This is a genomic window from Bradyrhizobium sp. F1.13.3 (assembly GCF_040548265.1).
Taxonomy (GTDB): Bacteria; Pseudomonadota; Alphaproteobacteria; order Rhizobiales; family Xanthobacteraceae; genus Bradyrhizobium.
The window spans coordinates 13,163-38,034 of record NZ_JBEPRI010000034.1 but is presented as its reverse complement, the minus strand read 5'-3'; the positions used below and the strand labels follow the sequence as shown (position 1 = coordinate 38,034).

The 24,872-nt window shown below is 61.1% G+C and carries 28 protein-coding genes and 3 pseudogenes; 5 read left to right on the top strand and 26 right to left on the bottom strand.

Features of this window, described 5'->3' with window-relative positions:
- Window positions 1-94 precede the first annotated feature (94 nt).
- From ABIB66_RS41925 to ABIB66_RS41900, 6 genes are read right to left on the bottom strand one after another with little or no spacing between them, the layout of a single operon-like run.
- On the bottom strand, window positions 95-751 hold the full coding sequence (locus tag ABIB66_RS41925) for a MarR family winged helix-turn-helix transcriptional regulator (protein WP_354211682.1): 657 nt from the start codon (window positions 749-751) through the stop codon (window positions 95-97).
- Window positions 748-978 carry a hypothetical protein gene (locus tag ABIB66_RS41920; RefSeq protein WP_354211684.1) on the bottom strand — a complete coding sequence of 77 codons (231 nt, stop codon included), beginning with the start codon at window positions 976-978 and terminating at the stop codon, window positions 748-750. Before ABIB66_RS41920 ends, ABIB66_RS41925 begins: the two co-directional genes overlap by 4 nt.
- Window positions 975-1,715 carry a COG4280 domain-containing protein gene (locus ABIB66_RS41915; protein WP_354211686.1) on the bottom strand — a complete coding sequence of 247 codons (741 nt, stop codon included), beginning with the start codon at window positions 1,713-1,715 and terminating at the stop codon, window positions 975-977. Before ABIB66_RS41915 ends, ABIB66_RS41920 begins: the two co-directional genes overlap by 4 nt.
- Window positions 1,712-2,836, bottom strand: coding sequence for an OpgC family protein (locus ABIB66_RS41910; RefSeq protein ID WP_354211687.1), 1,125 nt, complete (start codon window positions 2,834-2,836; stop codon window positions 1,712-1,714). The genes ABIB66_RS41915 and ABIB66_RS41910 overlap by 4 nt, the downstream gene beginning before the upstream one ends.
- A 19-nt stretch (window positions 2,837-2,855) precedes the next feature.
- Entirely contained in the window at window positions 2,856-4,013 is a 1,158-nt protein-coding gene (locus ABIB66_RS41905; RefSeq protein WP_354211689.1) for an efflux RND transporter periplasmic adaptor subunit, read from the bottom strand.
- A 12-nt stretch (window positions 4,014-4,025) separates the two neighbouring features.
- Window positions 4,026-7,196, bottom strand: coding sequence for an efflux RND transporter permease subunit (locus ABIB66_RS41900; protein WP_354211691.1), 3,171 nt, complete (start codon window positions 7,194-7,196; stop codon window positions 4,026-4,028).
- Window positions 7,197-7,356: 160 nt separating this feature from the next.
- On the opposite strand from ABIB66_RS41900, the gene ABIB66_RS41895 reads away from it, so the two are divergent.
- Window positions 7,357-8,289, top strand: coding sequence for a LysR substrate-binding domain-containing protein (locus tag ABIB66_RS41895; RefSeq protein WP_354211692.1), 933 nt, complete (start codon window positions 7,357-7,359; stop codon window positions 8,287-8,289).
- Between the two features lie 353 nt (window positions 8,290-8,642).
- On the opposite strand, the gene ABIB66_RS41890 is transcribed toward ABIB66_RS41895, so the two are convergent.
- The 3 genes from ABIB66_RS41890 to ABIB66_RS41880 form a co-directional block, all read right to left on the bottom strand.
- The gene (locus ABIB66_RS41890; protein WP_354211694.1) at window positions 8,643-9,371 is read right to left on the bottom strand and encodes a Crp/Fnr family transcriptional regulator; all 729 of its coding nucleotides are present in this window, start codon (window positions 9,369-9,371) and stop codon (window positions 8,643-8,645) included.
- A 15-nt stretch (window positions 9,372-9,386) separates the two neighbouring features.
- A complete protein-coding gene (locus tag ABIB66_RS41885; RefSeq protein ID WP_354259701.1) occupies window positions 9,387-9,515 on the bottom strand; it encodes a hypothetical protein in 129 nt (42 codons plus the stop codon).
- Between the two features lie 330 nt (window positions 9,516-9,845).
- Window positions 9,846-9,971 (bottom strand): hypothetical protein, encoded by a 126-nt coding sequence (locus tag ABIB66_RS41880; RefSeq protein ID WP_354259698.1) that lies wholly within the window; start codon window positions 9,969-9,971, stop codon window positions 9,846-9,848.
- A gap of 375 nt (window positions 9,972-10,346) precedes the next feature.
- On the opposite strand from ABIB66_RS41880, the gene ABIB66_RS41875 reads away from it, so the two are divergent.
- The 4 genes and pseudogenes from ABIB66_RS41875 to ABIB66_RS41860 form a co-directional block, all read left to right on the top strand.
- Window positions 10,347-10,610 (top strand): hypothetical protein, encoded by a 264-nt coding sequence (locus ABIB66_RS41875; RefSeq protein ID WP_354211696.1) that lies wholly within the window; start codon window positions 10,347-10,349, stop codon window positions 10,608-10,610.
- A 41-nt stretch (window positions 10,611-10,651) separates the two neighbouring features.
- Window positions 10,652-10,873, top strand: coding sequence for a hypothetical protein (locus ABIB66_RS41870; protein ID WP_354211698.1), 222 nt, complete (start codon window positions 10,652-10,654; stop codon window positions 10,871-10,873).
- Window positions 10,873-11,094 carry a hypothetical protein gene (locus tag ABIB66_RS41865; RefSeq protein ID WP_354211700.1) on the top strand — a complete coding sequence of 74 codons (222 nt, stop codon included), beginning with the start codon at window positions 10,873-10,875 and terminating at the stop codon, window positions 11,092-11,094. The genes ABIB66_RS41870 and ABIB66_RS41865 overlap by 1 nt, the downstream gene beginning before the upstream one ends.
- Window positions 11,095-11,629: 535 nt before the next feature.
- Window positions 11,630-11,923 (top strand): annotated as a pseudogene (locus ABIB66_RS41860) (transposase); the annotation flags it as partial.
- A gap of 369 nt (window positions 11,924-12,292) precedes the next feature.
- Here the strand turns inward: ABIB66_RS41860 and ABIB66_RS41855 are convergent.
- From ABIB66_RS41855 to ABIB66_RS41775, 17 genes and pseudogenes are all read right to left on the bottom strand, one after another.
- On the bottom strand, window positions 12,293-12,796 hold the full coding sequence (locus tag ABIB66_RS41855) for a cysteine hydrolase family protein (protein WP_354214138.1): 504 nt from the start codon (window positions 12,794-12,796) through the stop codon (window positions 12,293-12,295).
- Window positions 12,754-12,933, bottom strand: a pseudogene (locus ABIB66_RS41850) (cysteine hydrolase family protein); the annotation flags it as partial. The gene ABIB66_RS41855 and the pseudogene ABIB66_RS41850, both read right to left, overlap by 43 nt.
- A 53-nt stretch (window positions 12,934-12,986) precedes the next feature.
- Window positions 12,987-13,529: an ABC transporter substrate-binding protein gene (locus tag ABIB66_RS41845; protein ID WP_502917444.1), complete on the bottom strand. Its 543-nt coding sequence runs from the start codon at window positions 13,527-13,529 to the stop codon at window positions 12,987-12,989.
- Window positions 13,526-13,801: a transporter substrate-binding protein gene (locus ABIB66_RS41840; protein ID WP_354211733.1), complete on the bottom strand. Its 276-nt coding sequence runs from the start codon at window positions 13,799-13,801 to the stop codon at window positions 13,526-13,528. Before ABIB66_RS41840 ends, ABIB66_RS41845 begins: the two co-directional genes overlap by 4 nt.
- 35 nt (window positions 13,802-13,836) lie before the next feature.
- Window positions 13,837-14,040 (bottom strand): annotated as a pseudogene (locus ABIB66_RS41835) (ABC transporter substrate-binding protein); the annotation flags it as partial.
- 478 nt (window positions 14,041-14,518) lie between these two features.
- Window positions 14,519-15,361: an urease accessory protein UreD gene (locus ABIB66_RS41830; RefSeq protein ID WP_354211702.1), complete on the bottom strand. Its 843-nt coding sequence runs from the start codon at window positions 15,359-15,361 to the stop codon at window positions 14,519-14,521.
- The gene (ureG, locus tag ABIB66_RS41825) at window positions 15,358-16,008 is read right to left on the bottom strand and encodes an urease accessory protein UreG (RefSeq protein WP_354211704.1); all 651 of its coding nucleotides are present in this window, start codon (window positions 16,006-16,008) and stop codon (window positions 15,358-15,360) included. Before ureG ends, ABIB66_RS41830 begins: the two co-directional genes overlap by 4 nt.
- Window positions 16,005-17,711 (bottom strand): urease subunit alpha, encoded by a 1,707-nt coding sequence (gene ureC, locus ABIB66_RS41820; protein ID WP_354211706.1) that lies wholly within the window; start codon window positions 17,709-17,711, stop codon window positions 16,005-16,007. Before ureC ends, ureG begins: the two co-directional genes overlap by 4 nt.
- 2 nt (window positions 17,712-17,713) lie before the next feature.
- Window positions 17,714-18,412 (bottom strand): urease subunit beta, encoded by a 699-nt coding sequence (gene ureB / locus ABIB66_RS41815; protein WP_354211708.1) that lies wholly within the window; start codon window positions 18,410-18,412, stop codon window positions 17,714-17,716.
- Window positions 18,413-18,428: 16 nt separating this feature from the next.
- Window positions 18,429-19,109, bottom strand: a complete 681-nt coding sequence (locus ABIB66_RS41810; RefSeq protein ID WP_354211709.1) for an urease accessory protein UreF — start codon at window positions 19,107-19,109, stop codon at window positions 18,429-18,431.
- Complete coding sequence (gene ureE / locus ABIB66_RS41805) at window positions 19,099-19,551, bottom strand: urease accessory protein UreE (protein WP_502917443.1); 453 nt, start codon at window positions 19,549-19,551, stop codon at window positions 19,099-19,101. Before ureE ends, ABIB66_RS41810 begins: the two co-directional genes overlap by 11 nt.
- A 31-nt stretch (window positions 19,552-19,582) precedes the next feature.
- Window positions 19,583-19,885: a putative quinol monooxygenase gene (locus ABIB66_RS41800; protein ID WP_354211713.1), complete on the bottom strand. Its 303-nt coding sequence runs from the start codon at window positions 19,883-19,885 to the stop codon at window positions 19,583-19,585.
- Window positions 19,885-21,399: an amidase gene (locus ABIB66_RS41795; protein ID WP_354211715.1), complete on the bottom strand. Its 1,515-nt coding sequence runs from the start codon at window positions 21,397-21,399 to the stop codon at window positions 19,885-19,887. The genes ABIB66_RS41800 and ABIB66_RS41795 overlap by 1 nt, the downstream gene beginning before the upstream one ends.
- Window positions 21,400-21,479: 80 nt before the next feature.
- Window positions 21,480-22,181, bottom strand: coding sequence for an ABC transporter ATP-binding protein (locus ABIB66_RS41790; protein WP_354211716.1), 702 nt, complete (start codon window positions 22,179-22,181; stop codon window positions 21,480-21,482).
- Window positions 22,178-22,906: an ATP-binding cassette domain-containing protein gene (locus ABIB66_RS41785; protein ID WP_354211718.1), complete on the bottom strand. Its 729-nt coding sequence runs from the start codon at window positions 22,904-22,906 to the stop codon at window positions 22,178-22,180. The genes ABIB66_RS41790 and ABIB66_RS41785 overlap by 4 nt, the downstream gene beginning before the upstream one ends.
- A 2-nt stretch (window positions 22,907-22,908) precedes the next feature.
- Window positions 22,909-23,976, bottom strand: a complete 1,068-nt coding sequence (locus ABIB66_RS41780; RefSeq protein WP_354211720.1) for a branched-chain amino acid ABC transporter permease — start codon at window positions 23,974-23,976, stop codon at window positions 22,909-22,911.
- The gene (locus ABIB66_RS41775) at window positions 23,976-24,842 is read right to left on the bottom strand and encodes a branched-chain amino acid ABC transporter permease (RefSeq protein ID WP_354211721.1); all 867 of its coding nucleotides are present in this window, start codon (window positions 24,840-24,842) and stop codon (window positions 23,976-23,978) included. Before ABIB66_RS41775 ends, ABIB66_RS41780 begins: the two co-directional genes overlap by 1 nt.
- Window positions 24,843-24,872: the final 30 nt, after the last annotated feature.

Here is a 24,872-nt window from a genome sequence, read left to right as displayed (position 1 = left end):
GGACGGCCCGAAGCATCCAGGATTTGAAGGCATCTACGCGATGAAGATGGTCCAACTTCGTGATAACGCACCGAGTTGGGCCTCAAGTTCGATCTTAGCCTCCCTGAGGTTTCGGTTGCCCCTGAGAAGGGCGCCGCACATCGGGGGGCTCCTCCGATGATGAGTATCCGGACGCCGTCATATCATGTCCGCAATTCGTAGCCGTAGGCAAGCAATCGAGCGCTGCTCTATGCCGGACTTTCTCAATACGCCGCTTGAGAATTGCCAACATCGATATAAAGCTCGACTTTTCCGGTACCGCGAACTCCCGGAAGATGAATTCATCGAGAGCGGCCTGTTGTTGGACGAGATCGCCGAGCTGCCGATAAGCCTTGTCGGAGAGCGACAACCGAACTACGCGTCTGTCCGTTGAACAGGGTCTTCGGTGCAGTAACCCCCTTTTCTCCAGCGCTTTTGACTGGCTCGTAACAAAAGACGCCTCGACGTGAAGCATTTTCGCAAGAGCATTTATAGCAACGCCGTCGCCCTTGGACAGGACCATCAGTAGCTTAAATTGCGGATAGCTTAACCCCAGCGCGCTTGCCCAGATCTGATGGATTTCTTCCAGATAGGCATTGATTGAAGCGATCTCCCACGCAAGCTGTCTGGTAGTCTCTTGTCCTGCGGACCGGGTGGTCAGATCCGCATCAAGTGGATTGCGGCGAATTGGAGCGTCCATGCGACGGTTTGGCGTTGCTCGACGCGAGCTCATATCGGATCTCCGCCTTTATCCACTTCGCGGCGAATCCTCGCGGCTCTCAGTGTATTCAAAACGAGCACTACCGGACATCCCATCGCAAGTACGGTTCCGGCCAGAAGCAGCGTCTTCGGTAATGCGGTGGCCAGCAATGCGGACAGGGCGACGATGCCACAGATCTCAAGGGCAAGAGCGCCGTCGTCAACGAAGAGCCCGATGAGTTCGCGGAGCACGCCCTTCATGCGGAAGCCCTCGGATCAGGGCGCCGTGCAAGGACGACGGTCACGCACTGGGCGCCGAAAAACACTAGTGCAAAAGCGATGATGGCGAGATCGGCCCCCGGCCACGCAACGCCAAGTGCTTCCCCCGTCCAAAACACGCCGAAGGCGGATAGCAGAACTCCCACGATAAACTTGAGCGCATTTTCGGGAACGCGAGCTAAAGGACGGTGGATAGCCAGACCAAGCAAGAGAACAAGGCTGCAGGCTGCAATCGCTCCGGCGGCAGCAGAGGCAAACATCCCCTTTTCAGTACCGAGAGCGATGACTACAAAAACGACCTCCAATCCTTCCAGCAGAACCGCCTGAAAAGCCGTGAGTGAAGCGATCCTGTCGAGCCTGGCTTCGCTTCGATCCACCAGTCCTTGAAGTTGGGAGGTCTCGACCGCAAACGCCGCCTCCTCATCATGCAAGGCGACCAGACCGGCTGCGCGCAAAATCGCCTTTCGCAGCCATCGAAGGCCAAACAAGAGTAGAAGGCCTCCGATGATGAATTGGAGCAGGTGCACCGGAATCTGATCCAGCGCCGGTCCGAAGAGAACGACGATCCCGGACAGCGCGCACAGTCCAGCAAAAAGTCCGATCGCAGCCGGGCGCCACCCCCTTATGGTGACGACCGCCAGGATGATGGTGAGAGCCTCCACCGCTTCCACCAGGGAAGCGAGAAAGGCAGCCGTCACGATGGGCCATACCAAATTCATGCCGTTCTCCCTACTGGCGTTGGTGCAGGTTTCCACGTTCCGGCCCAGGCGTAGGCGACCGCTGTCATGAGCGCCAATCCCGCCAAGCCGGCCGTCAACTGCACCCAGAGCGCGTTCGAGCCCAGTTCGATCAGGGCGTGCGCGCAGAATGAAAGCACGACACCAAAGCAGAACACCGGAAGCGAACGCTTGCCGCAGGCGATCATCGGCGCAAGCGCGCGCCAGCGCAAAGCCGGCGAATCCGGCCGCAACAGCTTGTTGGCGACAATAGCCAGCGCGACGAAATGGATGATCCGCGACGGCGCGAGATTGGTCTTGTGTGCGGGGTCGAAGGGATTGGGGATCCATGCCGGCAGAACCCCGAATTGAGCTTGCAGCGCGATGGCCAAGGTCAACCCGAGCACCCCGATCGCGATCCAGAACACCACATGCGATCGCAGGATCGGCCCGATCGGTCTCGCAGCCCCGAAGCCGACCCAGGCGCCGAGGAAGAACAGCAATTGCCAGGTGAAGGGGTTGAAGAACCAGACTTCAGCATGGACGCCGGGAAGGTTCCAACCGAAGTGGCGGGATGCAAGGTACAAGCACATCGAAAGAGCGATGGTGAGCGATGGCTTCCTCGCCAGCAACCACATGCCCGGTATGAATGCGCCCAGCAACGCGATGTAGAGCGGTAACACGTCCAGATTGACGGGCTTGTATATCAGCAGGAGCGCGTGCGCCAACGCGCTGAAAGGCGCGTCAGCGAATGCGGCCACATTGAACTGGTTGACGTCATCGGGATCGCCCGAAATGTGCGACACCCAGACGATCGCGCCGGCATAGACAAGCAGGACGGTAAGGTGGGCTGCATAGAGCTGAAACATCCGTTTCGAGACCTTCGCGGCCGCCGCCACATAGCCTTTTTCACGCATGATCCGGAGAAAGACCAGGGCGGCAGTATAGCCGGAGATAAAGACGAACAGGTCAGCAGCATCGCTGAAGCCGTAGTTTCTGACTGTCAACCAACTCAATATCTCATGCGGGGTGTGGTCGAGAAAAATGGCCCAGTTAGCCAGGCCTCTAAAGAGGTCAAGCCTCACGTCGCGGCCAGAAGACGCATTCGCAGTCGAGCTGCTCATGACGATCTCCGTCCGGACATCAAGATGACGCTGGCGCAGCGGCGATCTGAACTAAATCGCCGTTCGCGAGCGTCTCCGGAGGATTGTTCACGACGCGATCGGATGCCGTGAGACCGGCAAGGATCTCAACGGTATCGCCGAAGTCGCGGCCAAGCTCGACGCTCTTCAGCACTACCTTGCTGTTGGCATCGAGGATCGCAACCTGTGCGCCCTTGTTATTGACGACGAGCGCCGTTGACGGAAGCCGGAGATGGTTGGGATCCGATGGAATCTGAAAGTGCACGTTGCAATAGGCCCCACCGAAGAACTTGCCATCCGCGTTGTCGGCCTGCAGCTCGACCTGCATGCTGTGGGAGGTGCTGTTGATCGACTTCGAGATGTGCGACAGCGTCACGTCGAACTGGACACCAGGGTACTGCGGCATCTCGAAGGTGGCGGCCATTCCCTGCTTCAGCCCGGCTGAGAAGGACTGCGGCACCTGCACGTAGATACGGACTCTGTGAAGGTCCGACACCTCGAACAGGGGCTGTCCTGCGCCTCCCGAGGAGATCAGCATGCCGATCTCGACGTTGCGCGCTGTTACGATGCCATCAAAGGGAGCCGCCAGCGTCTTGAACGACTGCATCGCCTCGAGCTGCTTGACGTTGGCCTCGTTGGCATCGACGACGGCCTCCTTCGCCTTGGCGTCAGCGTCGGTCTGGTCGGCGAGCTGCTGCGCGACGATCTGTTTCTGAAGCAGGACATTGTTCCGGGAGGCTGTCAGATTCGCGATCTGCAGATTGGCGCGCACGCTTGCCAACGTCGCCTTGGCCTGGCTGAGCTGCTGGTCGAGATCGGGCGCATCGATGTTCGCCAGCGCCTGGCCGGCCTTGACCGGCGTTCCGATGTCGTGTTCCCAGCTCTTGAGGTAGCCGTTCACCCGCGCGTAGATCGCGGCCTTGTTGAAGGGCTGGACGTTGCCCGGCAGTGTCAGCGTCTGGTGTGGAGGCGTCGGAATGAATGACGCCAGCGAAACCGTTGCGGTCGTCTGCTGGTTGGTCCAGTCCACGACCTCCTGCTTGCTCTGCGCCCGGCTCATGAAGCCGTAGCCTGCGATAATCCCGGCAAGTGCAAGGACGGCACCGGCAATGGTCAGCAGGCTTCGTTTTGCGGGGATTTTAACGCCATCTGTCGACATCCGTCGCTCCGCTCAATCCGTTGAAGTGGTCTCGGGCGAGGCGCGTCGATGCCCGCCGTGCACCAGGCTAAAAATTGTCGGCACCAGAAAAAGCGTGGCGCAGGTCGCGAAGACCAGGCCTCCGATCACCGCACGCCCGAGCGGCATGTTCTGGCCTGGCTCGATCGCCATCGGCAGCATGCCGATAACCATCGCAAGCGCGGTCATCAGCACCGGGCGGAACCGCGAACTTCCCGCGTCGAACGCGGCCTCGAACGCGCCCGCGCCTTCCGCCATCCGCTCTCGGGCAAAACTGATGACCAAAATGCTGTTGGCGGTCGCGACGCCCATGCACATGATCGCGCCGGTCAGCGCGGGCACCGACAACGTCGTGCCCGTCCCGAACAGCATCCAGACGATGCCGGCGAGCGCGGTCGGCAGCGCCATCACGATGACGAACGGATCGAGCCAGGACTGGAAGTTGATGACGATGAGGAGGTAGATCAGCACGATGGCGGCGGCCAGTCCGACAAAGAGCTGCTGGTACGCGCTGGTCATCGTGCTCACCTGGCCGCGCAGCGCCACGCTGGCTCCCTTCGGGAGGTCCTTTGCGGTATCGTCGATCGATTTCCGGATATCGGCAGCGAGCGCGCCCAGATCGCGGCCCTGCGGCGTGGCGTAGATGTCGATGACCGGGGAGACGTTGTAGTGCGAGACCACGGCATCGCTGCGGCTGCGCGCAACATCGGCGATGCCGCCGAGCAACTGCGTGTTCGCTCCCGTGGTTGAGGTGACCGGAATGTTCTTGAGCCCGGCCATGGTGTCGATGTCGCGTTGCGGTGTCTGGATCGAGACCGCATAGGACACTCCACTCTTCGGATCCAGCCAGTAGGTCGGCGACGATTGCGAGCTTCCGGACAGCGTCGTGAGCATCGCCGTCGCGACGTCCTTTTCGCTGAGCCCCGCCAGCGAGGCCATCGACCGGTCGACGTTGACGTCGAGCGTCGGCTGCTGGAACGCCTGCTCGATACGCGCATCGGCAATGCCGGGGATCGACTTGATCCGGGTCAATAGCGCGTTGGCGTAGGTGCGGTCGGCGGCCAGATCCCTGCCGGCAACCTGCACGTCGATCGGCGCCGGCACACCGAAATTTAGAACTTGGCTGACGATGTCGGCGGGAAGGAACGCGAAGGACGTGCCCGGGAATTGCTGCGGCAGCTTCTCCCGCATGGTTTTGATGTAGTCGTCGGTGGGCGCGTGGTTGGGATTGAGGCTGATCAGGATGTCGGCGTCGCCGACGCCGATCGTGCCGGAATTGTTGTAGGCCATGTTGATGCCGCTGACGCTGAGACCGACGTTGCTGACGATGCCTCCGATCTCGTTCTTCGGAATGATCTTCTGGATTTCGGCGCTGACCTTGTCGCTGAGACTGACCGTCTGCTCGATCCGCGTCCCGGTGGCGGCGCGGATATGAAGCTTGATTTGGCCGGCGTCCACCGTCGGAAAGAAGTCCTGTCCGAGATATGGCGCCAAGCCGAACGACAGGACGCTGACGATCAGGAAACCGGCGACGACCTTGACGCGGTTGGCGAGGCAAAGCTGTAGCAGGCCGCGGTAGCGCGCGCGAACACCCTCGAACATCCGTTCAAAGCCGCGCTGGAACCGGGTGAGAGGGTTGCGTGATGGCGGCGCGCCGGCGCCCCCGCCGCCGTGATGGATCTGCTGATTGCGCAGCAGATAGTTGGCCATCGTCGGCACCAGCGTGCGCGACAGCACGTAAGAGGCCGCGAGCGCCAGGATGACGGCTTCGGCGAGCGGCCGGAATAGATAGCCGGCGACACCGCCCAGGCCGAACATGGGAACGAAGGCGATGCAGATGCAGAGCAGCGAGACCGTCGCCGGCACCACGATTTGGCGGGCACCGTCCAGGATGGCCGGTTCGATCGCCTTGCCCTGCTCCATGTGCCAATTGATGTTCTCGATCGTGACCGTGGCATCGTCGACTAGGATGCCCACCGCGAGTGCAAGCCCGCCGAGCGTCATCACGTTGATGGTCTCTCCGAGCACCGAGAGGCCCGCCAGCGCAGCCAGGATGGCGAGCGGAATGGACAGCGTGATGATCAGCGTGGACCGCCAGCTGCCGAGAAACAGCAGGATCATCATGCCAGTGAGGACTGCGGCGATGATGCCCTCCTTGACCACGCTCGAGACCGCGTCCGTGACATAGACCGACTGGTCGCCGACGGGGGTCAGCTTGAGGCTGCTCGGCAATGTCTTCGAGATCGACGGCAGCAGCGCCTTGACGTTGTTGATGATGTCGAGCGTCGAGCTCACGCCGGCCTTCATGACCGTCAATAGCACGGCGCTGGCGCCGTTGACGCGGACCGCGTTAGTCTGTGGCGGATTGCCGTCGTGAACGTAGGCCACGTCGCGCATGTAGACCACGGTACCGTTCACCGTCTTGATCGGAAGATTGTTGAAGGCGTCGATGGCTTTCGGCGAGTCGTTCAGATTCACAGTGTATTCGTAGGAGCCGATCTTCTGCGTTCCGACCGGGGTGATCAGATTCTGCAGCGAGAGCGCGTTGATCACGTCGTTCGCAGAGACGCCGTACTGGTGCAGCGCCCGCTGATTGAGATCCGCCTGCACCTGCCGCACCTTGCCACCGAATGGCAGCGGCAGCGTCGCACCAGGAACGGGCGCCAAGGCGGGCCTGATGAAGTTGAGCGCGGAATCATAGACCTGCGTTTCCGACATCTGTGAGCTCGACAGAGCGAGTTGCAGGATCGGGACGCTCGAAGCGTTGAAGGAGAGAATCAACGGCGGCGTGATGCCCGGCGGCATCTGCTTCAACACGGTCTGGGACATGCCGTTGACCTGCGCCAGCGCGGCGTTGATGTTCACGGTCGGCTGGAAGAATATCTTGATGATGCCATAGTTGACGATCGATTGGGATTCGATGTGCTCGATGTCATTGACGCTGTTTGGCAGAGAGCGTTCATAGAAGGTGACGATACGGCCGGCCATGTCATCGGCCGGCAACCCCGTGTAGCTGAACACGACGCTGACGACGGGAATATTGATGTTGGGGAAGATGTCCGTCGGGGTGCGCAGTGCGGCCGTCGTACCGAAGATCAAGATCAGCACGGCCATCACCACGAACGTGTAAGGTCGCGCTAGGGCGAGCCGCACGATTGCAATCATTCGAATCTTCTCCCGACGTCGGAACGGATCGGGGGCTGGGTCGATCCAATTCCGCCGCCGAGGTTCACGCTCAACACTCGAGATAATAACGTTGCCTATCTAATTAAGGTAATGCATTCTCTTCATACGGACATGGCTATCCTGAATTATGGTGCGTCCATTGAAGAAGTCGGCTCCCCGCCTCGCATCCATCGACCTCAATCTGTTGGTGGTCTTCGACGCCGTGATGCGGGAAAGATCGACGACCCGAGCTGGAAAGCGACTGGGCCTTAGCCAGCCCGCCGTGAGCCACGCGCTCGGCCGCCTCCGACACATGCTAAAGGACGAACTGTTCGTCCGCGGACCGCTCGGCATGATGCCAACCCCTCGCGCGGAACAGCTTGCGATTCCTGTCCGAGCGGCGATGGACGGTCTGCAGGAAGCGCTTGAACCAGATGAATTCGAGCCAGGCACGGCAACTCAGTCCTTCAAAATCGCCGTCGACAACTATGCAGCGATCGTACTCGTCGCGCGGATTGCGGCGAACGTCGCCAAGCTGGCCCCCGGGGTAAGGTTGGATTTTCGTCCGAGCGGGACCCTGAACGTTCTCGATCTCCTCGATCGAAGCGAACTGCACCTCTCGGTCGGTGCGTCCGACGTCAATGCCGAGCGTTTCACGCGGAAGCGACTGCTCCAAGACGAATTCGTCGCGGTCATGCGTCGAGACCATCCCTTGTCGAACGATGAGTTGGTCTCCAAGGAAGCCCTGGCCCACGCCAGGCAGTTGGAGATATCGTCGGCGCAATTCGGGAACGATACGATGGGCACCGAGAGTTTCGGCAGGCCGAAACGGCAGACCGGAATACGTGCTCCCATTTTGTCCGCTGCGCGCATTCTCGCGACTTCGGAGTTCGTGTGCGTCCTCCCCCTGAAGGTCGCCATCGAGATGACTCGGTCCCGTGAGCTGGCATACCGGGGGCTCGCGCGCCCTCCCAAGGCTATCGAAACGTCGATGCTTTGGCTCCGCAGATTGGACAATCAGCCCGCGCACGCCTGGCTTCGGAATGAGATCGCTAAGGCCGTTGATAGTGTCACTCAAGGCAGATCTCGGTAGGGCTGACAGAGAAGCGATTGGAACGGTTGACGATCGCGTTGAACAAGTGTCCCCACCGAGTGAAATCGTCTCGGCGGGGCCTTGGGCGACCACGACGCCCACCGGGCCGTTAGCGCGCTGCGGGCCGCATCTGACCACGCTGCCCTGCCAGAGTTAGGCGAGGCTTAGCGGCCCGCTTTGCCCTCAACGCCCCCTTTCTGCGCGAAGTGACCGTTAAGGCACCGCTGCAGTCGCTCTTCGTCGCGTTCCTGCTCGGAGTTTGGGTCACGACCGGCTCTTCCTTTCCGGCGAAGCGGGCTTGAGTTCAGCACCGCTTGGGCCGCGCGGAACGGCTCAGATGGCATCCGATTCACCTACTGCATCATCCCGCACAACGTATTCATCGCGAAGATTTCCTCGACCACGAGGCGCACGGTATCGTGGCATTCGCACGCCGCCGCCGCCAGCCGCGACCGGTCGATCTCGATCTGGCCTCGTCGGTCAGATCTGATCGCTCCGGAGTCGCGCAGATTGCGCATCAGGAGCGTCACCGTCGTTCGTCGCAGACCGAGCATTTGCGACAGCGCCTCATGGGTGAGCGGGAGGACGTCGTGGTCTACGCGGTCGCGAAGAAGGAGCAGCCAGCGCGCCATGCGGGCCTGGGCGGGATGCAGCGCATTGCAGGCCATGCCGAACTGAAACTGAATCAGCATCGCCCTCATGTGCATCTGGATTGCGTGCCGGATCGCAGGGCTCCGGTTGAACGCGGCCTGAAATCGCCGTGCGGAGATCCGCGAGGCGGTGCCCGCCGCACGGACGATGGCGGTACTGGCTGAAGGTGACGGCCCTAGCACGGAAAGAACCCCTACTGCTCCCTCGCGCCCAACTGCGGCGGTGGCAACCGTCTGCCCGTTCGCCATGTCGATCATCAGCGAAACGGCGCCGCTATGAGGGAAGAACACGTGCTCGATCTGTTCGCCCGCTTGCGAGAGGACCGCGTCCTGATCGAGCCCGATTATCTCTAAGCCGGGCACCAGCAGACCGAAATCTGCCGGGGCCAGCGCTGCCAGAAGGCGATTACCAATTTTGCCGCCAAGAATCACCGCAGGCAATCCGGACTAGGCAAGTCGCGCTGTCTGGATTCCGAGCGGCGGCGGATTGATCGCGGCGCCCGGGACGCCGAAGGCGCAGGCAATACACTCTGCGTCGAGAATGCGCGCGGCTGCATGGACTGCTCTCATCTTCATGTGAGACCCCGCTCAGTGCTGTTGGTTGACAGCATCTTCAAACTGCGAGGGGTGCATCTCAACGAACTTGATTTTATTTTCCGCGCTATGGCAGCGCGCATAAATCTCCTGGACATTCAGCGGATTAGCCAAACAGGACAGTGGAAACGGTATGTCGAGAGCGTCACGTCGTGAGGCTTGCCCTGACGTCTTTCGACTGCCGCGGCGGAGCTCCGTGGTCACCTCTTGCTCGCCGATGGCAGACGTTTTTCCGTGTGGCCCATGTCAGCTTGTGCCGCCCTAAGCGGACGTCGCTGGTGACGCGGCCAGATCTACCCGGGGCAGACAAGCCTAAGCCTGGGAGGAGATAGTCGCTACGTGAGCTATGACTTGTGCGGCGACACGGTGAAGATCGCCGCGCGTATCGAGCAGACCAAGAGCGCCGACCATCAGCGCCGACATCGCGATCTTCTTCATCGAGATTCCTTTCACAACAGCAATTCCGCCTCTTCGTCGGGCAACCAAGGTCGCGTCGACGTGCGATTGTTCGTCACTAGCGATGGTTGCCATACCTAAATGCGCGGCGGCGCTGGCCGCCGCGGCGGGTCAGGAAAGCGAACCGGCCGCTCTGAGCGCGGCGGCGCCGGCAAGCGGCTGGGCTCAGGCGCGCGATTGTCGCGCGTCATCCACGCCGCTAGACGAGCGTAGCTTCGCCTGAGGGCCGGAACGAGCCAAGCAGATGCGTCCTCGTGGTCCATGCCGCAGAACAGTATCCATGAACCATTTAGAAAAGATTGCCGGCTGTTCCCGATCCGTAACTGATCGTAAACGATGCGATGGCAACAAACGGCCATGGAAGCCGAACGCCCGCTTGAAACGATACGTCGAGACATCAGTGAGCAGGCAAAGCGCAGGCCGCTTTTCAATCAGTATCACCGGCAAATGCTCGACCCTCTTCGTGACCGCGACTGGGTGTCTTCTTCGAAGCTTCCCGATCACCCGGGAACAACGCTCGCCCTTTTACGAAACGGATGGATGGAGCGCCGCTCAAGCGGCGAAGGTGTCGAATATCGTATGACCGAAGCAGGTCTGACAGAACTTAGCCGCCGCCGATAATCCGCAAACCGGTGGGAAACGACGAATATGTCAAAGAGGCCATGGAATTGATCGTCGCTGGCTACGTGAAGGTGCGGGACCGTCGCGCGCTGACGGACTTGCTGGCGCATCGGCGCAAGGTGCTCGCTGTGCTGCAAGCTGTATCAGGCATCAACCCCGAAAACGCAGTAAGAGCGATCCAGGATGAACTGGCGGTGATCGAAGCCGGCCTAGACGAGCTTAAACCTCCGCCCGGTTCGCTGCCTGAGAACGAGTGGAGCTAGTGCGCGTCAACAAGATCAATTGGGATAAACTCGGCCGTGTAACCGAGCCGGGCCGATATAAGTGCTTTTTCGGATATCTAAACGTCACTTCAGAGGACATTGAGGTGTGGAGGCGCTATCCCGATGCGACGTTCGCGTTGATCACGCAAATGGCCGACGAGCAATCGGTGGGCGAAGAGTATTGTCTAGGCGCATTCGACATCGGCAATCCTCGACAGTAAGACGGTCCGCCGTCTGCGAAGCATGTCACCCTGTCGGTCGGTCGACCTGGTACGCTACTGGAGAGCTTCCCACGAGCGGCGACGCGTCCTACCGTGCCGCCATCCCAGTTTGGCGCCACAAATGTAGCCCCCACCTGGCGGAACACCAATCCCGCAGCATCTAGCTCGGCCGCGGTCGGTAGCGCAGCCCCGTTCGGCTCTCGGGTTCTTAGGTAGGGGCATAACGCGTGATCTCGATACTCGGAGGGGCGCTTATCCCGGCCTAGCACGCCAAAAGCCGCTTTCGATACTTGCTCGTTGAGGTGTCGGCAGAAGTGTCCTCGTTTGGAGGTATTAGCAGCTCCGAAGTCAGCCGAAATGGATGGAGCGCTGAGGATCTCCGCAAAACCATCCATGTTTCCAGCCCACCGCGCACTTCGTGGCAAGGACGGCTGCAACGTGCTCGAAAGGAGACGGTCTTCAAGACTGGCAATCCGTCACGCCGTCATTGGTCAGATATCGAGAACCCACGTCCGCAGTCTAATCAAAGACAAGCGTAGGCGCTATCTGGGTCTTACCTCGACGCAACCAATCTGGCGAAACTGATAGCAATGGCAAGATATCCCGATGGGGCGACCGTCTTCTCCGAACCTACCTGTACGAGGCGGCGACCGTCCTGCTTTATCCAACGAAGAAATGGTCCTCTCTCAAGGCTTGGGGCATGAAGCTCGCCAAGCGGATTGGCATGCGAAAGGCAAAGGTCGCCATCGCACTCAAAATCGCCATCGTTCTCCACTGTATCTGGGTCGACGGCACATCGTTCGACTGGGGCCCGGCGAAGGAAGCCTGATCCGATCTTGTAAAGTTCCTGGTCCGGTCTGCCGGACCGGCAATGTCCCGCTGGGCCGGTGTTGTGGCGACCTCGTTCAGTCGGCTGGTGGCGGCTCGTCCGCACTCCGCCGCAAACGTTGAGGCACCCGACCCGGACATCATCATGAGGCGCTGCGCGACCTCGGAAAGGACCATGATCGCAGCAAAGACATCAACCAGCCCCGGCGATCCAATGCCTGGCCGGCAAAGCACGTATCAGCCGCGCCCGCGCGGTCTCCGCAGTCAGGACAACTCCGACGGCGCGAGCACTACCACCGTGTCGTGGGCGAGTTCAGAAATGTAAGCTTGACAACAAACCGCAGTTTAAGGGCCGAATGACAGGCTCCGCCTAGCTGGCGGCGCGCAGACCCGATCCACCCATCCCGCGCTTGATGAGATCTATGGTCTCGTCAACCGTGAGTATCTTGGCGAAGGCAATCCCTAGAGTTGTGAGGGTGGCCTTCTTGATTTCCTCCACGCTCAAACCGCCGGCAGGGAATGTTTCGGTACCGTCGCTTGGGAAGAAGACGTGATAGTCCTTCATTCCCGCCTCACGGGCCGTCGTTTCGCAGCAGATGTTCGTGCAGATGCCAGTCACGATGATTGAGTCGATACCGTTCCCACGCAGCAATTGATCGAGATCCGTGCCGGTGAACGAACGGTAGCGTGGCTTGTAGAGCATGATGTCGTTCTTGCCGACATCGACGCCCGGATGAAGTTTGGCGGTCTCCGTGCCTTCATTGATGTATCCAGCCTGACCGGCTCGATCAGTTCGCCCATCGTGCCGTGGTTCGACCCGTCTCGGCGCGTGACATGGAGGGTGTGGATCACCATCATTCCGGCATCCCGGCAGGCCTTCGCCAATCGATTAACGATCGGAATGAGAGCCGGTCCATTGGGAGCCGATAGCGGGGTGCCTTCAACAAACGCGTTCTGCATGTCGACGTTTACGAGTGCGGCCTTAGACGGATCAAGTTTATAGTGAGCCATAAGATCTCCCCATCAATACGAGGAGAAACATTAGTATCCAACACAAACAATTTTCAAATGAAAACACCTGCCAGAAAGCTGGTTTTTTGACCAGCCAATGCTGAACCTGCAGGCTCCCGCCATGAGAGCCATGCGTGTTCCGATGTTGCGTCGCGACAACCGATTGTTTGGACGACAGACAGATTGGACCCGCTGGCTTTAGTGATGTGAACAGGAGCACCCAGGTGATTTGCGCGCATCCAGCACTCCCCTCTAGGCGTACTCACCCGAGCCCCGTCGGAGTATGCTTGAAGCTTGTAGACATTGAGCGAGTGCGCACGCTGGACAAGTGTCGCCAACAGATGCAGCCCTTCGTAACACGAGACACCGAAACGGTTCGGCACAGGCGCAGTCCCGCCGAAGCTGCGCCTGTACCGATCGCGAAACGCAACGCCTTCAGGGGTACTCAGTGCATTGCTAAAACCCGCACAAGAAAACAGATTCTCGGCATGCTGCGAGCCAATTCCCATGAGCGCATTCTCGCATAGAACTGGAGCTGCACGTGAAATCCCGGCGACAGAAGCTGCGCTGCCGAATTGTCCATTGAAGAGTATCAGATCCGTTCCGATCGATGATGGGGTGAAACTCTCGTGTGAGAGCGGGACGTACTCCTCGCCGAGGACTCCGTCGTCAACGAGCCAAATGTACTCCTTGGCTTCCCGAATGGAGTGCCGCGGGAGCTATAGTCGTTCCCGACAATGTTCCACTTGCGGGATCCCCGCTGGGATCGCATCCACTGGACGAGAGGACGCACCTGCTGACGCGGCGTCTCCCCGCACATGAAAACACCGAGCGCATGACGCTCACCTTCGTACTGAGTCGTGTATATCTATGGAATGCGCCTCCGATCGATCGAATCAGAGCTTCGCGATTTGGGCGTATATGAGAACCGACGATTGCCTGAACGTGCTGGTGTTCAATCATGCTTCGTGTTTGGTTGACGACTTCGTGCGCATCCCGGCCGGCGTCGCCGAAAACCAGAGAGATAGGGCGGCCAAGTAACCCGCCAGTTTCGTTAATTTCCGTTTCAGCAAGGTTCGCGCAATGAATGGAGGACGGACCGAAGATACCGATCGTCCGCTATGCGGCGTTAACAGCCCTATCCGGATGGCTTTGCACTCACCACGAACCATGGCTATCTCGCTCCTGCTCCGCACATGACCGCAAGCGCTTTATCTCACCTTTTATGATCAACACATATGTCGAGCAACCGGACGCTGCTGATGACAGACTTCGGGCCAATGCAGAATCTACCTTCTGGCGCTGCCAGCCACCGCATGAAAAGTGCTCTGGCTAGGGAGCTGGATCGGCAAGGCCTCTCCTTGGAAAGTTGGCGCATCCTCACTATGGTCGGAAAATCAGCAAGAACACCAATCTTTGCGAAACCGAGGTCGTCAAACCATACGGTAGTGTATGGATCGAGGAACTCGTCACCCGCTTCGAAGGACTGGTCGCAAATAAGTCGAAACCGGATCGACGGCATTGAAATAATCCCTGACCAGGTCTCGTAAGACCGGCGCTGGCACTCGGCCAAGCGCCCGCAGCGCTACCGGCATGATGGGACGGCCGGAGCTTCGATCACGCTCAACAGTGCCGAACGGTAAATTGCGCTGATGCAGACAAATGCAGCCCGGATTCCCGCGAGATCCCGGGCCGCAAGGCGAACACCAAGCCCCGTGGACTCCGGCAGCACGCTTACAGCGGCGTATAGCGCTGGACTTCCGCCCAGGGCCTTTGTCAGCGATGCCTGAATATCCGCGAAAGCATGCCACGGGCTCAGCACCAGGAACGCCGATCCGAAGGCCAGGTATCCGCGAAAGATATCGACGGTTGGCCGGTACAGGCGCGTCCGGTCAATCACCAGCGGCTCGCTCCCTGATCTCCTCAGGCAGAACGTCGATTCCAGCTCGCGAAAGTTGCGGGCTTCGCCGCTGGGATCATGCATCGTGAATGCATCGACGATCAAGGCAGAGCCGTCGTTCGCGCAATCCAGCTCCACGGACTGGCAAAGCGCGGCATCCGGAAACAGGATACGCGGCTCAAGCAGATATTCCAGGCTGGCGCCCCCTGCAACATGGAGATCGATCGTCTCCGTGGCACGGGCCGCTGGGTCGGCTCGATGCACGGCGGTTGCACCTTGATTGGTCAAGGAGACGGTCGCGCCGGAATTGAGCACAAGACGCTGCGCGAGGCTGTCTTCGCCATGAACGGCTCCGCTTCCGGTCTGCACGATCACGCTGAGGCAACTCGGTCGCGCCGGATCGAGATAGAAGCTGCGTGTCAGAACGAACGGCCAGGCGAACAGGCGGCGGTCAATGACCGTACGGTTGGCACGGCGGACAAAACTCAGGTCGAGCCGCGCACCGTCGCTTGTCGCCGCGGCCCTCACGTTCTGAACAGAACCTCGCGTTCGAGCAGATCGACGATCGCGTCGATCCCCTCACCGCGGCGGCAGTTGGTGAGCAGCACCGGGCGAGCGCCGCGAACGGCCAACGCCTCCTGGCGCATTCGCTCCATGTTGACGCCGACATGCGGCGCCAGATCGATCTTGTTGATAACAAGGAGATCGGCCCGGATGACGCCGGGGCCGCGCTTGCGCGGGATGTCATCGCCGCCGGCGACATCGATGACAAACATCCAGAAATCCGTCAGGTCGCGCGAAAAGGTCGAGGCGAGATTGTCGCCGCCGCTTTCGAGCAGAATGAGCTCGACGCCGGGGAAACGCCGCTCAAGGTCGTTCGCCGCCTCGATGTTGAGCGTGGGATCCTCGCGAATGACTGTGTGAGGACACGCCCCTGCCTCAACTGCAGACACGCGTGCTGGATCGATCAGCCCGGAGCGCCTGATCCGCTCGGCATCTTCGGCCGTAACCAGATCGTTGGTGATGACGGCGATATCGATGCCGCGCGCCGTGAGCACTGGAATCAGGCGTTCGACCAGGGCCGTTTTGCCCGAACCGACCGGCCCTCCGATCCCAACCCGCGCCGCCGCAATGCGCGGCTCGGCCAATCCCCCGCTGAGTGAGATCTGGCTCATCGGAGCATGTACCGTCTGGCCAGCGGCACCTCCGTCGCAGGCGGACACATCAGCAGTTTTCCATCGGCGCGGACCTCGAACGTCTGCGGATCGACATCGACATGAGGCATGGCGACATTCCGCACCATGTCGGTCTTGCGCAACTTTCGCACGTTCTTGATCTGGACGGGGTCACGAGACAGACCGAGCTTGCGGCTCACATCGGCCTCCATGGCGAGCTTCGACATGAAATTGATGCCCAGTCTTTGCGGGGCGGCGCCGAGCGCACCCCACATCCGCTTCTGGATCATCGGTTCCGACAGACCGAGGCTGCCGTTGCCGTCACCCATGGCGGCCCAGACGACGAAGCCGTTCTTGATCACCATGTATGGCTTGATGCCGAAGGACGCGCGCGGCCAGAGCACGAGATCAGCCATCTTGCCGGGCTCGATCGAGCCAACCGTGTGGTCGATTCCGACCGCGATCGCGGGATTGATGGTGAGCTTGGCGATGTAGCGCTTGATGCGTTCATTGTCCGCACGCGCTGTCTTCTCCTCGGGCAGACGGCCGATTCGACCCTTCATCACGCTGGCAAGCTGCCAGCATTTCGCGACGTTCTCGGCGAGACGTCCCATGCCCTGCGTATCGGTGCCGAATATCGAGATTGCGCCCATGTCGTGGAGAAAGTCCTCCGCCGCCATCGACTGGGCGCGCACCCGCGCCTCTCCGAACATGACGTCCTCGGGCGCGTTGTAGTTGAGCTGATGACAGATCATCGTCATCGGCACGCCCTCTTCCATGCCGTAGGACGTGTACGGGTTGGTCGGATTGGTGGACGACGGAATGACGTTGTCCCATGACACCACCTTGAGCAGATCCGGCGCGTGGCCGCCGCCGGCGCCCTCCACGTGATACATGTGGATGGTGCGGCCTTCGACCGCCGCCATCGTATCCTCGCAGAAGCCGTACTCGTTGATCGAGTCGGTGTGAAGATGAACCGCGAAATCGTTGCGGTCCGCCGCGATCAGGCTTTGGTCGATCACAGCCGGCGCGGCACCGAAATCCTCGTGAATCTTGACAGACATGCCGCCCGATGCGACCGCTTCCTCTACCGCTTCGGGGTTTGACCCGGCCCGTCCGAACAGCGCGAAATTGAGCGGCGAGAACTCGATGGCCTGCAGGAAGCGCGCAAAGGTCGAAGCGGCACCGCTGCCGACGTCGAACACCGGGCCAGAGCCGTTGCCGACCAGGGTGGTGGTGCCGCCGGAGAGCGCGTGGTCGGATTGCTCGGGCGAGATCAAATGGGCGTGCGACTCGATGGCGCCGGCGGTGACGATGAAGGGACCGCCGGCAATCGGCGCCGTGGTGTGACCAACGATCATGTCAGGATGCACATCCGGCATCACATCAGGATTTCCGGCCTTGCCAATGCCGACGATGCGACCGTCACGGATACCAATATCTGCCTTCACGATGCCGGCGACGGCGTCTACGATCGTGGCGTTCTTGATGACGACATCGAGTATCTTGTGCGATGCCGTCCGGTAGGCGTTGACGCCCTCGCCGTCGCGCAGGTTCTTTCCCGCACCGACCAGCAGCTCATGTCCATAGGTTGTGTAATCGTGCTCGATCTCGGCCAACAGACTGGTATCGGCCAGCCGCACCAGATCGCCTTTGGTCGGCCCGTAGAGTTCGCCATAGGCGCGGCGCGACAGAACGGCCATGCTCAAGCTCCCTGATAGCCGCGGGCGCGAGCTTGCCTGAGCGCTTCATCGCGTGCCGTCGGCGCGTCCAGCGGGCCGTTGACGAGCCCGGCCTGCCCGTGCACCACGCGATCGCCGGAGATCGGGACAAGCCGGACCGACTTGGCGACGCCAGGCTCGAAGCGGACGCCGGCGCCTGCCGGCCGGTCCACCTTCATGCCCCAGGCCGCCGCACGATCGAAGCGCAGCGCGCGATTGACCTCAAAGAAATGGGTGTGGCTGCGAACCTGAATATCGCGGTCGCCGGTATTGACGACATCGATTGTGACGGCGGGCAGGTCCGCGAAGCTCTCAATGTCTCCGCCGCCTGCGATGATCTCGCCGGGTACGACGTCGTCGGCGCCGGACGCATCACTCAGGCCGACCGGCTCGAACACCGCCATCACCTTGGTGCCCTCCGCAAACATGCACTCGATATAGAGCATTGGAATCATCTGTCCGACGCCGGGCTCAACGTCGTCGGATGTCAACAACCGGCCCGCCATGTCGCGGATTTCGGCATACGGCATGTTGCGGCGTGCCGCCGTCATCACTTCGTCGGTGATGTAAGCGACCGCCTCCGGATGGCTCAATCTGATCCCAAGCGACCGATTGCGGCGCGCCATCTGCGCAGCATTGAAGATCACGAGGCGATCCATCTCGGTCGGCGATAGATTTATCATGGGACAATATCCTCTCTCAAGTCGTGAACATGCGGATATGCCGCAGTCGCCCGCGCGAGACCGCGATGTCGATGAACGGCGTGAAGCTGGCAGGCAGCGCATCCGGCGGCGGCGCCTCCGCGAGCAGCTCCGCCAGCAGACCGCGCGCGGCGGTTTGGCTCCGCTGCGCCTCGACATGGCCGACGATTCCGAGCCGCACCGCGGCGCTCACAAGGCCGGTCACGAGCGTCCAGCCCGAGACCAGCTCGGCTGCATCGAGACTGAACTCCGCATCCCGGCTGACGACGGCCTGCACAACCGGCAGATGGCCGAGCCGCGCATCCGACGAGACCAGCCCGCGGTAAGCGACCGACAGGGGACCATTGAGCTTACCCCATAAACCGAGGAGCGCCCTGCCCGCACGACGCGAACCTTCTCGCATTTCGGCTGAGGGCGTTCCCGCCTCGGCAAGGAGATCGACGCCAGCGATGGCCTGGCAATCCCTTGCGTAAAACGCCTGACGCAGGAGGATGCGGTCCATGCTGCCCCAGCGCCGCGTGAGCTGATCCGCGATGATCCGATCCAGCTCGCTACGATTGGCGAGCATGCCGTCCGCTGCGAGTCCCTCGAGCCCCCAGGAGAACGCAAAGCCGCCGGCCGGATAGGCGCTATCGCCGAGTTGCAGCAATGCCAGCGTTTGCGATCTGTCAAACAGCATCGCTCTCCACGACCTCCCTTGCCTCCAGCAGCGGCCTGATGCGCGCGCGGTACGAGTCCAGCGGTCCGTCGAGCAGCACGACAAGATGATCGGCCTCGAAGCGCACCCGCCAATGCAGATTGCCGGCGTTCCAGCCGAGCATGAGTGCGGCCGCTTGACCGACAGGCCTCAATCGCCAGCATTCCTGCTCGCCGAAGCGGACAATGACGGCGCGATCGTGTTCGAGAAAAAGCAGCGCCCCATCCGTCAGTTCTTCGTCGCGGTCCAGGCTGACGGCACAGTCGGTACCGCGATCAGTGGTCAGGCGAAACCGCTTGCGACCGACGTCGGACGGCGGCACGAACAGCAATTCGATCCCGCCATGATGCTCGATGTGGTGGAGACGACGCGCGTAGGCTGCGTCGTTGGATCTCCCGATGATGCCGTGAAGCCGTAACGTCACGATGCTCTCCCGCAATTGACCTGGCGCCTGCTTACCGGACCGTCGCCGACACCTCCGTCGAGGTCACAAGTATGACCTCGCCATCCAGAATGGGCTTGGCGATCCCGAAGAAGGTCGCGACGACCGCTGAGCCGTTGTGGCGATCCATCGCGGCCTTGTCGGCAAAGCGCTCATAGGTCGTGAAGACGCACGGATCTTCTTCGCTCTGCGAGATGAAGAACCCGATCGTCTCCGGCTCGTTGGCCGCGACATGAGCCGCGACAGCGACAAGCGCATCGCGCATCACGACCTCATGTCCGGACTTTGCCCTGATGACGGCAGTGATCGTGATCATCAGAATTTCTTCCAATCGCCATCGGCTTCAAACGCGCTGGCCGCCTGATAGATGGTCGCCTCGTTGTAATCCTTCGCAATCAGCATCAGCCCAACAGGCAGGCCGTCCGAAAGCCCGCAGGGGATGCTCATCGCCGGATGGCCGGTAACATCGAACGGACTGGTCGTGGCCGTCATCTCGAACGCGCGTTGGACGATCTCGGCGAGCGGCGCGCCCTTGGCCGGGATCGGCGTCGCAACGCACGGTAGGGTCGGCATCAGCAATAGGTCGTAGGATCCGAACACGGCGTCATAGGCCGCCTTGGCGGCGATCGCTATGTTGCGCGACTTGGCGTAATAGCGGCCGCGATAATGGCTGACGCCCCACTGCCCGACCAGCATGGTGAGCTTGAGCGTCTCCGACAGATCGTCGGCCCGGTTACGCCAGCTAGAATGAGCGTCGAGCAGGCCGACGTCGTAGAGCCCCTTCCAATTGAAGCCCATGCCGTTGCCGATCATCATCTGGACCAGGAAACCTTCGAGCGTGATCGGGTTCCAGGCGGCAAGCGCGTGCAAATGCTCCGGTATCGAGACCTCCGACACGCTGGCGCCGAGCTTGGCGAAGCGCTCTGCGCCCGCCTTGACCTTTTCGACGACCCCTTCCTGCATGTTCGACACGGCGAAGCCTTCCTTGAGGATGCCGATCTTCATGCCCTTCACGCCCTTGCGGAGCATTTCCGTGTAGCTCGTGACCTTCGGCGCGTATTGGCGCGGATCGAGTCCGTCGGGGCCGGCGAGCACCTCCAGCAGCAGCGCATTGTCGGCGACGTTGGCCGTCATCGGGCCGGTGTGGTCGATGGTGGATTCGATCGGCATCACGCCCGTGTAGGGCACCAGTCCATGCGTCGCCTTCATGCCGTAGATGCCGCAGTAGGACGCGGGAATACGAATCGAGCCGCCCTGATCGCCGCCGATCGACATGTCGACCTCGCCCGCCGCGACGAGCGCAGCGCTGCCCGAAGACGAACCGCCGGCCGAATAACCCATCTTCAGCGGATTATGGACCGGTGCGGGATGGGACGTATGGCTGCCGCCCGACAGGCAGAAATGCTCACATACGGCCTTGCCGACGATGGTGCCGCCGGCGTCGAGAATGCGGGTGACGATGGTCGCGTCGGCGGCGGGAATGAAGCCTTCCAATGTCGTCGAACCGTTCATCATCGGGACGCCGGCCAGCGCGACGTTGTCCTTCAGCACGACAGTTCGTCCAGCGAGCTTGCCGCTCGACGCGCCCTTGACCTCGGTCTTGATCGCCCAGGCGTTGTACTTGTTGTCCTTCGGCATCGGTTTGGCACCCGACGTGCGCGGATATTTGACCGGCGGCAGCGGGTTGGGCAGTTCGTCGACGACGTCATAGGCGTCGAACATCCCGCCCATCAGCGCAAGATATTCTCCGGCCTCCTCGACCGTCATGTTCATGTGCAGGCTCGCGGCGAGCTCGGCGACGTCTTCGGAAGTCGGGCGTTTGATGGACATGATTCATCCTTTCTTGTGAGGACAGACTTGGCGGCAAAAGCGATCGCGATGGCGCGGCGTAGCCGCGTCGGAATTTGAATCTAGGTTGGATGCATGGCGGCGTCCCGTGCCAGAAGGCTTTCCCGGTCGAGCTCTTCCGTGATGCGTCCCTTCTGGATATTGAGGACGCGGTCAGACAGCGACGTGATGAATTCGAGATTTTGCTCGACCACGATTAGCGACATGTCCCAGCGCTTCTTCAGCGCGAGCAGGGTCTCGATGATCTCCTCGATAATGGATGGCTGAATTCCCTCGGTCGGTTCGTCCAGAAGGATCAGCCGGGGCTTCGTGCACAGGCAGCGCGCCAACGCCAGCAATTGCTGCTCACCGCCCGACAGGGCGCCGCCGCGCCGGTCGAGCAGCCGCACCAGGCGCGGGAAGTCCTGCAGCACGGCATCGATCACCGAGCGGTCCTCCTTTGGAGCCGCCGCGAGGCCCATCCGAAGGTTCTCATGGACGCTCAGGTCCGGAAAGATCTCCCTGCCCTGCGGCACAAGTCCGATTCCGAGCCGGGAGCGTTCATGCGGCTTGAGATGGGTTATTGTCTTGCCTGCGAAGACGACCGAGCCGCCGGTCGTCGGCAGATGCCCCATCAGCGCACGCAAGGTCGTGGTCTTGCCCATACCATTGTGGCCGAGAATGCCGAGATACTCGCCGGCCTGCACCGTCATATCTATGCCGAACAGGATCGGAATACGGCCGTAGCCGGAGCGTAAATCCTTGACCTCGAGGAGCACGCTCATGCCGCGACCTTCTTGCCGAGATAGACGTCGCGCACGCGCTGATCGGCCATAACCTTGTCCACAGTGTCTTCGACCAGCACACGGCCTTGATGAAACACCGTTACCTTCTTGGCGATCTGCCTGATGAATTCCATGTCGTGCTCAACAACGATGATCGCCCGCGTCTGATTGATCTCGCGAATGATCGCGGCCGTGTGGCCGGTCTCTTCGTCCGTCATGCCGGCCGCAGGTTCATCGAGGAGGATCAAATCCGGCTCGGCCGCAAGCACCATGCCGATCTCCACCCACTGACGCTGGCCATGCGACAGCGTCGCGACGACGCGGTCGGCATGATCGGTCAATCGGATCATCTCCAGCACAGCATCAACCGCAGGCCCTTGGGCTCGCGGCGTCGCCTTGCGACGGACGGCAAGCCAGATGTTCTCGCGGACCGAGAGGCCGTTGAAGACATTGGGCACCTGGGTCTTGATGCCGATCCCCATACGAGCGATCTCGTGCGACAGCTTGCCGGCGATCGGCTGCCCACGGAATGCAATCGCGCCCGAAGTCGGAACGAGCTGTCCGGTCAGAGTCTTGAAGAAAGTGCTCTTGCCGGCGCCGTTCGGGCCAATCAAGCAACGCAGCTCCATCTCCTCCAAAGTGAAGGTGATGTCGTCATTGGCGACCACGCCGCCAAACCGCATGGTGAGGTGCTCGGCCTTGAGGAGAGGAACAAGGTCCGCCATGGTCATTCCGCTCCGGCCATGTGCGACGCCGCCACCGATGGTGGCACGTGCTCGTCTGCAAGCTGCGCGTTGGGCTTTTGCGCAGGCACGACGAGCCGCATCAGAAGATCGCGCGCCGTCGGCACCAATCCCTTGGGCAGCAGCAGCACGAAAACGACGAGCACGGCCCCGAGGACGAGGTTCGAATTCAAGGCTTGCTGCGAGCCGATATAAGCGACGATGTATTCGATCAGAACACAGCCGACGACAGGCCCGAGCAGGGTTCCGAGTCCGCCTACCGTGATCCAGATGATGATCTCGGCCGACAGCGACAGGCTGAAGATGGTGGGTCCGACGAATGCGCCCCAGTTGACGTAGAGCGCGCCAGCGAGTCCCGCAATCGCGCCGCTCAGGACGAAGGTGAGCAGCTTGACCTTGCGCGGGTCATAGCCGAGCAACGAGGCACGGACCTCGTTCTCGCGCACGGCCACGACGACGCGCCCGGCCGGAAGAGCCAGTAACAGGCGCAGCAGCAGGAATACCCCGAGCAACGCCCCGCCCGTCACCCACCAGGATTGTTCCGGCGACAACACCTGGTCCGGATAGAACGGCACGTTGAAGGTCGGTACGGCCGGCATGCCGTTGAAGCCGCCGAGCAACGCCTTGCCGATCCTGTACTCGTCGCCGGAGGTGGAATTGACGCAGTTGAACAGGATCAGGGTCACGGTCAGCGTAATCACGCCGAGATAGACGTCGGAGATGCGGCCGAAGAAGATGAAATAGCCGAGGATGGCGGCGAACAACGACGGAATGACGATGGCGAGCAGGATCGATGGCGTCGAATCCTGGAAGTTGACCGCGGCGATCGCGTAGGCATAGCCGCCGAGGCCGAAGAAAGCCGTCTGGCCGAACGACAGAATGCCACCAAAGCCCCAGATGAAGGCAAGGCTGAGCGCCAGCACCGCCATTGCGGCGAATAGCGTCAACTGCATCATCGCGAACAGCTCGACCATGCTGGGAATCAACACGATCGCAACAATCGCGAGAAGGACGGCAGCCGCCTGTGCCGCGAGGCGAAAGCGGATGGGCATTACAGATTCCCCTTGAAGAAGCGGCCCGAGATGCCTTGCGGCAGCAGGCGGATCAGGACGATCGCCGCCGTGAACACGAGGACTTCGCCATAGACAGGCGTCGTGAAATAGGCGCCGATCTGATTGACGGCGCCGAACAGGCTCGCCGCCGACATCGTGCCTGACAGAATGGCGGCCCCGCCGCCGACGACGGTCATGAAGGCTTTCGCGACGTAGGCACCGCCCATGCCGGGCGTGATGCCGGAAACCGGCGCCAGCAGGCCGCCAGCGAGACCCGTAATTGCGGCCCCCACTGCGAAGGTGGTCATATAGACGCGCGCAGGATTGACACCCAATGTTGCGGCCATCGCGGGATTTTGCATCGTGGCGCGGGCGATCAAGCCAAGGCGTGTGTAGCTCATGACGCCGTAGACCAGCGCCATCATCACGATGGCCATGCCGGCCAGGAACAGCGTGTAATAGCTCGACTGATACGACCCGATCGAGAAGCCGCCGAGCGGCGTCGGCACACCTTGCTGCGTGTTACCGTAGATCGTGGTGATGATGCCGATGATGAGAAGGCTTAGCCCCCAGGTCGCAAGCATCGAATCGACGAGGCGCCCGTAGAGAAAGCGAATGAGACAGCGCTCGATGACAAGGCCGACGAGACCGACGAAGAGCGGAGCAACGATCAGTATCGCGATCCAGATATTGACGCCGGCATTGGCTGAGATGACAGTCGCGTAGGCACCGAGCATAATGAACTCGCCATGGGCGAGATTGATGATCTTCATCATGCCGAAGATGATCGCCAGTCCGAGGCACAACAGGAACAGCGACGCTATTCCATTCAGGACGTCGAGCGCGACGATGAGGTAAATCGCCATTCTTGAATTCTTTCGGTCTCTTGATGCTGC